Origin of the sequence: Pseudomonas sp. RA_15y_Pfl1_P11, assembly GCF_963970975.1 — a bacterium.
GTDB classification, from domain to species: Bacteria; Pseudomonadota; Gammaproteobacteria; order Pseudomonadales; family Pseudomonadaceae; genus Aquipseudomonas; species Aquipseudomonas tritici.
Genome location: NZ_CAXAOY010000023.1, coordinates 81,685 through 90,642, shown reverse-complemented (window position 1 = coordinate 90,642; position 8,958 = coordinate 81,685). Strand labels below are relative to the sequence as shown.

8 protein-coding genes are annotated in these 8,958 nt (G+C 57.8%); all 8 read right to left on the bottom strand.

The window, feature by feature from the left end; all coding sequences use genetic code 11:
- Positions 1–153: 153 nt before the first annotated feature.
- The 8 genes from ptaA to hmpA all read right to left on the bottom strand — a co-directional run bounded on the left by ptaA (position 154) and on the right by hmpA (position 8,895).
- The gene (gene ptaA, locus AACY44_RS24355; RefSeq protein ID WP_339531218.1) at positions 154–1,248 is read right to left on the bottom strand and encodes a pyoverdine biosynthesis transaminase PtaA; all 1,095 of its coding nucleotides are present in this window, start codon (positions 1,246–1,248) and stop codon (positions 154–156) included.
- A gap of 149 nt (positions 1,249–1,397) precedes the next feature.
- Complete coding sequence (gene cyoE / locus AACY44_RS24350; protein ID WP_049711593.1) at positions 1,398–2,285, bottom strand: heme o synthase; 888 nt, start codon at positions 2,283–2,285, stop codon at positions 1,398–1,400.
- Positions 2,286–2,296: 11 nt separating this feature from the next.
- A complete protein-coding gene (gene cyoD / locus AACY44_RS24345; RefSeq protein WP_010206434.1) occupies positions 2,297–2,638 on the bottom strand; it encodes a cytochrome o ubiquinol oxidase subunit IV in 342 nt (113 codons plus the stop codon).
- Positions 2,638–3,264, bottom strand: a complete 627-nt coding sequence (locus tag AACY44_RS24340; RefSeq protein WP_017734786.1) for a cytochrome o ubiquinol oxidase subunit III — start codon at positions 3,262–3,264, stop codon at positions 2,638–2,640. Before AACY44_RS24340 ends, cyoD begins: the two co-directional genes overlap by 1 nt.
- A gap of 3 nt (positions 3,265–3,267) precedes the next feature.
- On the bottom strand, positions 3,268–5,286 hold the full coding sequence (gene cyoB / locus AACY44_RS24335) for a cytochrome o ubiquinol oxidase subunit I (protein ID WP_339420675.1): 2,019 nt from the start codon (positions 5,284–5,286) through the stop codon (positions 3,268–3,270).
- A gap of 3 nt (positions 5,287–5,289) precedes the next feature.
- Positions 5,290–6,231, bottom strand: coding sequence for a ubiquinol oxidase subunit II (gene cyoA / locus AACY44_RS24330; protein ID WP_049711590.1), 942 nt, complete (start codon positions 6,229–6,231; stop codon positions 5,290–5,292).
- A gap of 792 nt (positions 6,232–7,023) precedes the next feature.
- Positions 7,024–7,530, bottom strand: coding sequence for a disulfide bond formation protein B (locus tag AACY44_RS24320; RefSeq protein WP_339420676.1), 507 nt, complete (start codon positions 7,528–7,530; stop codon positions 7,024–7,026).
- A 183-nt stretch (positions 7,531–7,713) separates the two neighbouring features.
- Positions 7,714–8,895, bottom strand: a complete 1,182-nt coding sequence (hmpA, locus tag AACY44_RS24315; protein ID WP_339420677.1) for an NO-inducible flavohemoprotein — start codon at positions 8,893–8,895, stop codon at positions 7,714–7,716.
- Positions 8,896–8,958 lie beyond the last annotated feature (63 nt).

Genomic DNA, 8,958 nt, shown 5'->3' with positions numbered 1-8,958 from the left:
CCGTGATCGGCAGATGCGCGCCTTGGAACGCAAGGCACGCAAACTTGGATTGCAGCTGGTTAAAGCGGCTTAAATTTTAAGAGCAAAAACAATGAGTTATTTTTTGTTTGATAAGAGCTGGCTTGCCAGCTCCCACATTTGATCTGTGCTGTGTCAACTGACCCGTTCGACTTGCGCTGCAAACACCTCGCGAAACCGTGCCATCTCCCGCTTGTCTCCCACCGTCACACGCACCCACTGCGGCCAGCTTTTAAACACCCGGCCGATCAGCACACCCTGCGCCGCCAACTGCTCGATCACCTGCTCCGCCGGTTGCTTCACGTCGATCATGAAGCAGTTGGCCTGGGAGGCGGTGCAGGTGAAAGCACGGCCTTTCAGCCAGGCCACGGTCTCGTCACGCAGCTGGTTATTGAGCGCCTTGCGTTGCGGCAGCAGTTTCACGTCTTCCAGGCTGGCAATGCCGCCGAGCAGTGTGGAGCCTGCCGGTACGTTGTCGCCGCCAAACACGGCCAGCCGCTCCAGCAACGCAGGGTGGCCGATTGCCAGGCCCAGACGGGCGCCGGCCATGCCGTAGATTTTCGAGAACGTGCGCAGCACCAGCAGGTCGTCATGGTCCTTGACCCAACTGACAACGCTGGGGACGTCGGCGAAGTCGATATAGGCCTCGTCCACCACCAGCACACTGCCTTTGGGTTTGTTTGCCAGTGCCTGGCGGATGGCCTCGGTAGACGTGACAGTGCCAGTGGGGTTATTGGGATTGCACAGGTAGAGCATGCCCGCCTGGGGATCGGCGGCGAGCATGGCCAGGATGTCGTGGGCGTGGTCGGCGCTCAGACTGACTTCCTTCACCGGCGCCTTGTTCGACTCGGCCGCCTGGCGCGGCACCTCGTAGGACGGCGCGGCCATCACCAGGCCACGGGTTTCACTGGTGAATGCCAATACGGCATAGCGCAAGGCCGCCATCGAGCCTGCAAATACCGCCACCTGTTCCTCGGCAATTTCTTGCTGTTGGGCAAACAGCCCGGCTAAAGCATACATATGGCCGTAAGGATAACGTCCGGAGTTGGCGATGCCCCGCTGCATCGCCTCCCGCGCAGCGCCTGAAGGGCCGTAGGGGCTTTCGTTGTAGTTGAGCCTTACCTTGTCAGACGTTGCCGGCGACGACGCCGCAACCGCCCAATCCAGGCGCCCCAGCAACGGCAGGGCGGCGCCTACGGCGAGAAGGGACCGACGACTAACGCTGACCATGTGACAACTCCTTGTTGTAGGGCGGGTGATGGATTCGCACAGCTCGTACAAAAGTGTATGACGGAAAAGGCATTGGCCGATTTAACCGAACGCCCAAGAAAAAGCCCCGCGCTTCTCTCGAAGGCGGGGCTTTTTCACTGCGGGACTCTTCAGTGAGCGTAGGTCAGCAACAGCTCTTTCGGCACTTGGAAATCCAGGGACATCATCACGCTAAGCGCGGTGATGGTGAAGATCGAGAACACGAACAGCTTGCGCGCCCAGACGGTGTCATCCACCGCCTTGTAGCCGGTCCAGGCCATGTACAACCAGTACATGCCCATGGCGGCGGCGACGGCAAGGTAGCTCATGCCGGCGTAGCCACTGAAGGTCAACATCAAGGTCGCCACAAGGAAGGCCAGGATGTACAGCAGGATGTGTTTCTTGGCGACCTGGATGCCACGTTTAACCGGCAAAACCGGAATCGACGCAGCCAGGTAGTCATTGAAGCGGAAAATCGCGATGGCGTAGGAATGCGGCATCTGCCACAGGCTGAACATCACCAGTAGCACCAGCGCGGCCATGTCGAAGCTATTGGTCACAGCCACATAACCAATTACCGGAGGCATCGCCCCCGACAGACTGCCCACCAGCGTGCCGTGAACCGACTTGCGCTTGAGGTACAGGCTGTAGAGGCCGACGTAGATGACAAAGCCGATCACGGCAAACAGCGCCGCCAGCGGGTTAGCCACCTTGTACAACAGCACCACACCGGCAACACCCAGGACGGTCGCGAACAGCAGCGCCAGCTTCAGGGAAACCAGACCCTGGACCAACGCGCGGTTCTTGGTGCGCTCCATCTTGATGTCGATGTCGCGGTCGATGCAGTTGTTGAACACACATCCGGAAGCTACCACCAGGGATGTGCCAATCATTGCAGCCAGGAAGATGGCCAGATCGACATGTCCCTTGGAGGCCAGGAAGAAACCGCCCGCCACAGAAAGCACGTTACCGAAAATGATCCCCGGTTTGGTGATTTGGATAAAGTGCTTAAGCGACATCGGGTCTTACCTCACTTCGCCATCATGAACGTATGGATGCTGAACATGATCCATATCGACAGGCCAACCAGCAGCAGGATTACTAAGCCTGCGAACACGAACGCAATCACGTTATCGCGCTGCTCTTTCGAGCGATCCAAGTGCAGGAAGTACACCAGGTGAACCAGCACCTGAATCACCGCGAACGCCAGCACGATCATCAACGTGATCGATTTCGGCAGGGTTGGGTACATCACCAGGCCGAACGGGATCAGGGTAAGGATTACCGACAGGATGAAGCCGATGGCGTACGACTTAACGCTGCCGTGGCTCGCATCATGGCTGTCATGGTCATGGGAGTGTGCATTAGCCATTACAGAGTCCCCATCAGGTAAACAACGGTGAAGACGCAGATCCAGACCACGTCCAGGAAGTGCCAGAACAGGCTCAGGCAGCTCAGGCGAGTCTTGTTGGTGTTGGTCAGGCCGTGTTTATTGACCTGATACATCATCACCGCCATCCACAGCAGGCCTGCCGTCACGTGCAGACCGTGAGTGCCTACCAGCGTGAAGAACGCGGACAGGAAGCCGGAACGGTGCGGGCCGTAGCCTTCGGAGATCAGCAGATGGAACTCGTTGATCTCCATGCCGATGAAGCCCAGGCCGAACAGGAAGGTCAGACCCAACCAGCTCAGTACGCCCTTCTTGTTGCCCTTGTAGAAGGCCAACATGGCGAAGCCGTAGGTAATCGAACTGAACAACAGCAAGGCGGTTTCGCCGAGCACGTAAGGCAGTTCGAAGATGTCGTGGCCCGACGGGCCACCCGCTACGTTGTTTACCAGTACCGCGTACACCGCGAAGATCGACGCAAACAAGATGCAGTCGGTCATCAGGTAGAGCCAGAAACCGAAAACGGTCATCGGCCCCGAGTCGTGGTGATGGTCATCGTGCCCATGGTCATCGACATGGGCGTGTCCAGCATTGGTCACTAAGTTCGACATGGTTTAAGCCTGTTCCAACGAGGTTTCTACACGGTTGGCCGGGATTTTCTTCTCGGCGACCAGGCGAGCGTGCTGCTCGGCTTCGATGCGCTCGATCGTTTCGACCGGCACCATGTAGCCTTGATCATCACGTGCAGCGTGGACAATGAAGTAGCCGATGGTGCCCACCAGGCCAACGATTGCCAGCCACCAGATGTGCCAGATCATCGCGAAACCGAACACGGTCAACAGCGCACCCATCACCACGCCAGTGGCGGTGTTGCTCGGCATGTGGATCGGTTCGTAGTGCTTAGGCTTCTGGTACGCAGTACCGTCTTCCTTGGCTTCGGTGAACGCATCAATGGTGTTCGCAGTAGGAATCACGGCGAAGTTGTAGAACGGAGGTGGCGAGGAAGTCGACCATTCCAGGGTGTGGCCGTTCCATGGGTCGCCGGAGTCGCAAGCGTTCTGCTTACGGTCACGGATGCTCACGTACAGCTGGATCAACTGGCAGGCAATACCCACAGCGATCATGATTGCACCGAACATGGCAACGTACAGGTACGGTACCCACTCAGGGTTGGTGGTAGCGTTCAGACGACGGGTCATGCCCATGAAGCCCAGTGCATAGAGCGGCATGAACGCGACGAAGAAGCCCGAGATCCAGAACCAGAATGCAGCCTTGCCCCAGCCTTCGTGCAGCTTGAAGCCGAACGCTTTCGGGAAGTAGAAGCTGAAACCAGCGATGTAGCCGAATACAGCACCACCGATGATCACGTTGTGGAAGTGAGCGATCACGAACAGGCTGTTGTGCAGGACGAAGTCAGCACCCGGGATGGCCAGCAGTACGCCGGTCATGCCGCCAATGGCGAAGGTCACCATGAAGCCCAGGGTCCACAGGACCTGGCTGGTCATGCGCAAACGACCGTGGTAGATGGTGAACAGCCAGTTGAATAGCTTCACCCCCGTCGGGATGGAAATCAGCATCGTTGCCAGGCCGAAGAAGGCGTTGACGCTGGCCCCCGACCCCATGGTGAAGAAGTGGTGCAGCCAAACCATGAAGCCCAGTACAGAGATCGCGCCCGATGCGTAAACCATCGAGTGGTGACCGAACAGGCGCTTGCCGGTAAAGGTCGAGATCACTTCGGAGAAGATACCGAAAGCTGGCAGGATCAGGATGTACACCTCAGGGTGACCCCATGCCCAGAACAGGTTCACGTACATCATTGGATTGCCACCAAGTTCATTGGTGAAAATGTGGAAATCCAGGTAACGGTCAAGCGACAGCAGCGCCATGGTAGCGGCCAGGATCGGGAACGAAGCCACGATCAGGACGTTGGCCCAGGTGCAGGTCCAGGTGAAGATCGGCATGTCCATCAGCTTCATGCCAGGGGCGCGCATTTTCAGCACGGTGGCCAAGAAGTTGACCCCCGTCAGCGTCGTCCCGAGCCCTGATAACTGTAGCGCCCAGATGTAGTAGTCCACACCCACGCCAGGGCTGTATTGCAGGCCCGACAATGGCGGATACGCAACCCAACCGGTCTTGGCAAATTCGCCGACGCCCAGGGAAAGGTTGATCAGCACGACGCCGGAAACCAGCAGCCAGAAGCTCAGGGAGTTCAGGAACGGGTAAGCCACGTCACGCGCGCCGATCTGCAGCGGCACTGCAAGGTTCATCAGGCCAGTGAAGAAAGGCATCGCCATGAAGATGATCATGATCACACCGTGGGCGGTGAAGATCTGGTCATAGTGTTCAGGCGGCAGGTAGCCAGGCGAACCCTCGGTGGCCATGGCCAACTGGGTACGCATCATGATGGCGTCGGCAAAACCACGCAGCAACATGACCATGGCGACGATGATGTACATCACGCCGATTTTCTTGTGGTCGACCGACGTCAGCCACTCGGTCCACAAGTAGGTCCACTTCTTGAAATAAGTGATTGCCGCAAACAGTGCCAGACCACCCAGCGCGATCATGGCGATGGTAATCATCACAATCGGCTCGTGGAACGGGACCGCATCCCAACTTAATTTACCAAACATCGTTTACTCCTCTGCCCCAGCAGTTGAATGCGAGCCCGCGTCAGAACCTTCAACCGCGGCCACTTCTTTCTTCTCGTGCTTGACCGGCTTGCCTGGCTTCATACCTTCGTACTTGTCGACGATTTTCTGAAACAGGTTCGGCTCAAACGCGGAATACAGCGCGACTGGGTTGTTCTGGCTTGGTTTGGTCAGGGCATCGTATTCAGCTTGATCAAGCTGTTTAGGTGCGGCCTTGACTTTGGCGACCCAGGCGTTGAAATCTTCCTGGCTCGTCGAGATCGCTTTGAATTTCATGCCGGTGAAGCCAGCGCCGCTGTAGTTAGCGGAGATGCCTTCCATTTCAGCTTTTTCGTTGGCGATCAGGTGCAGTCGGGTCTGCATGCCTGCCATCGCGTAGATCTGACCGCCCAGGGCTGGGATGAAGAACGAGTTCATCACGGCGTCTGAGGTAATCCGGAAATTAAGCGGAGTGTTCTCCGGGAACTGGATCTCGTTGACAGTGGCGATACCCAGGTCCGGGTAGATGAACAGCCACTTCCAGTCCAGCGCAACCACTTCGATATTGATCGGCTTGACGTCGGATTCCAGCGGACGGTACGGGTCCAGCTCGTGGGTCGACTTATAGGTGATGTAACCCAGGGCGATGATGATGAGGATCGGAACCAGCCACACCGCGATTTCGATCTTGGTGGAGTGCGACCACTTCGGCGCGTAGGTCGCGCTGGTGTTCGACGCGCGGTATTTCCAGGCGAAGGCGAAGGTCATGATGATCACAGGGACCACGACCAGCAGCATCAGCAGGGTGGCGGTGATGATCAGGTTTCGTTGATCCAGACCGATCTGTCCTTTTGGGTCCATCAAGGTCCACTTACAGCCTCCCAGCATTAACATCATGCCAAGCAGCGGCAAAAAGCCTAGTAATCGGGGGTACCTGTTTTTACTCATCTCACGACCTCTAAAGCAGCTTGCGCAATGCAGTTGGGTTTTGATCGCCAACACTTCACCCTGCCAAGGGTTGGCATTTCTCTTCGATTGAATAAGAGCCTGCCCGTCACGCCATAAATCTACGTTTCACGGACCTGCGGTGAGTTCTTATTCGACTTCGTGGCTAAAGGCCTTGTTACAGACCAATTCCATTTGGTGCGGGTAGTTGAAAGGCTGCCGGAACCTTGGGGTCGCACAGAGCCATCCATCTGCCCCTCGACCGCTCCAGTGCTCAAAGATTGAACAGCACCGGACATTCAGTGCGGGCGATTGTAGTTAGCTAGCGATGTATAAACCATGTCTGATAAAGAAATAATTTTTATCGATTACAGCAATAATCCTTCACCTTTATTGCAAAGGTTCGCGATCTTACCGTGTTCGATTCTTCACAAAAACCACAAAAAATGCTGTGTTATAGGGCGATATGCGGCAGTCCTTACGGTCTGTAAGGGCACGCAAAACCGATGCAAGCCCCCATAAAACAAGGCATTCAGACATCACGAAATCGCGGGAGCGGCGTGAGGTGCACGCCACTGTCAGAGCCACGAAGTGACAGCACATCTTGGCCGCATGATGCAAATTTAAGCGACCGTTTGGCGGGTCAGAAACGTCCTGCGGCCGCTTCCGTGTGACAACATGTCGCATGCTGCGCGCACTCGCCATTGTCCTGCGTCACGCTCCGCTCACAAATCCCACAAGCAATAAACACCCCGGCCCTCCCTCAAGAAGGACCGGGGTGTTTCAAGGATGGGCTCAGGCTTTGCGCTGGCGATTCCGGTAAATGCCCAACGGCACCAGGATCACGGTCAGCACAAACGCGACCAGCGCCCACTGCGCCAGGGACAGGCCCAGCACAGGCGGATACGGAGTGCTGCAGAAGCCATCGACCTGGAAGCCCAGGGGGAACACCTTGGCCAGGGGCAGGTCATCGACAATCGGTTGCAGCACATCAATGCCGCAGCTGACCTGTGGATAGAACTGGGTGTACACATGGTGACCGGCTGCGGCCACACCACCGAGGGCGCAGAGGATCACCAGCCCTTCGAAAAAGGTGAGCGCCCCTTTGGTGCGCATGGCCGCGCCGATGAACGCGAAGATCGCGATCAGCAATAAAGCATAGCGTTGCAGAATGCACAGCGGGCATGGCGCCTCGCCCAGCACCACCTGCATGTAGAGCGCACCGCCGATCAGCGCCAGGCAGATGATCCCCAGCAACACCAGAAAGCGCCGCTCCCTGCCTAAACGCAATTCGTCACTCATTTCCGGTTCCCTTTGTTTGGTTATGCCAATGGCCGCAAGTTTACACACAGGGAGTGGTTTAAACAGAGAGGGGTTAACGGGGGATTAATGGTGGGGGTAACGACAAGTGGCAAGCTTCAAGCTTCAAGTGAGAGCGGGCTTCGATCCGGCTTTTACTTGTCGCTTGCAGCTACCCCGAAGGGGTTATTCCAAGGTGGCAGCCGGGCCGAAGAATTCGTAGCGGCTTTGTTTTTCGGGGACACCCAAGGCTTTGAGGTGGCGCTTGATCGCGGCCATGAAGCCTTTGGGGCCGAGGAAGTACGCATCCACATCGCGCTGCTCGGGCAACCAGGCGGCCAGTTGTTCCTGGCTGAGCAGGCCGACCTTGTCCGCCACCGGGCTCACACCATCGTCTTCGGCGTAGCAATAGAAGCGCTTGAGCTGCGGGTGCTTGGCGGCCAGGGCATCCACCCAGTCACGGAATGCATGCACGCCGCCATTGCGCGCGCAGTGAATGAAATGCACCGGACGCTCGGTGGCCAGGGCGGCTTCGAGCATCGGCAAGGTGGGCGTGATGCCGACCCCGCCGCTGATCAGCACCAGCGGTTTATCGCTGGCCGCCAGGGTGAACGCACCCGACGGCGGGAACAGGTCGATGGTCGCGCCGACGTGCAACTGGTCATGCAGGTAGTTGGACACCCGCCCGCCGGCTTCGCGCTTGACGCTGATACGGTACAGGCCCACGTCAGTCAGGGCCGACAGGGAATAGTTGCGGCGCACTTCCTCGCCATCCAGTACCAGTTTCATGCCGATGTACTGGCCCGGCGCGGCATTGAGGATCGGGCCGTTGTCCACCGGGGCAAAGTAGAAGGAGATGATCTCGTCGCTCTCCTCCACCCGCTTGACCAGCAGGAACGGCCGCGCACCACGCCAGCCACCGGGTGCCTGGGCTTTCTCTTCATAGATCGCCGCCTCAGCACCGATCAGGATATCCGCCAGCTGGCCGTACGCCGCGCCCCAGGCACTCATCACTTCGGGGGTCGCGATCTGGCTGCCCAGCACTTCGGAAATCGCCCGCAGCAGGCAGGCACCGACGATCGGGTAATGCTCCGGCAGGATCTGCAGGGCGACGTGCTTGTTGATGATCTTGGCCACCAAATCACCCAGTTGATCCAACTGGTCGATATGCCGCGCGTACATCAACACACCCTTGGCCAGAGCGCGGGGCTGGTCGCCGCTGGCCTGGTGCGCCTGATTGAACAGCGGACGAACCTCTGGGTACTCGGAGAGCATCATGCGGTAGAAATGGGTGATCAACGCTTCGCCGCCGCTTTCCAGCAGGGGCACGGTAGATTTGACGATGGCACGGTCTTGGGCGCTAAGCATGGGAGCCTCCTGGGCTTCTTCACTGATTACCCTGAATTACTCAGTATTCGTGCCAACTTATTA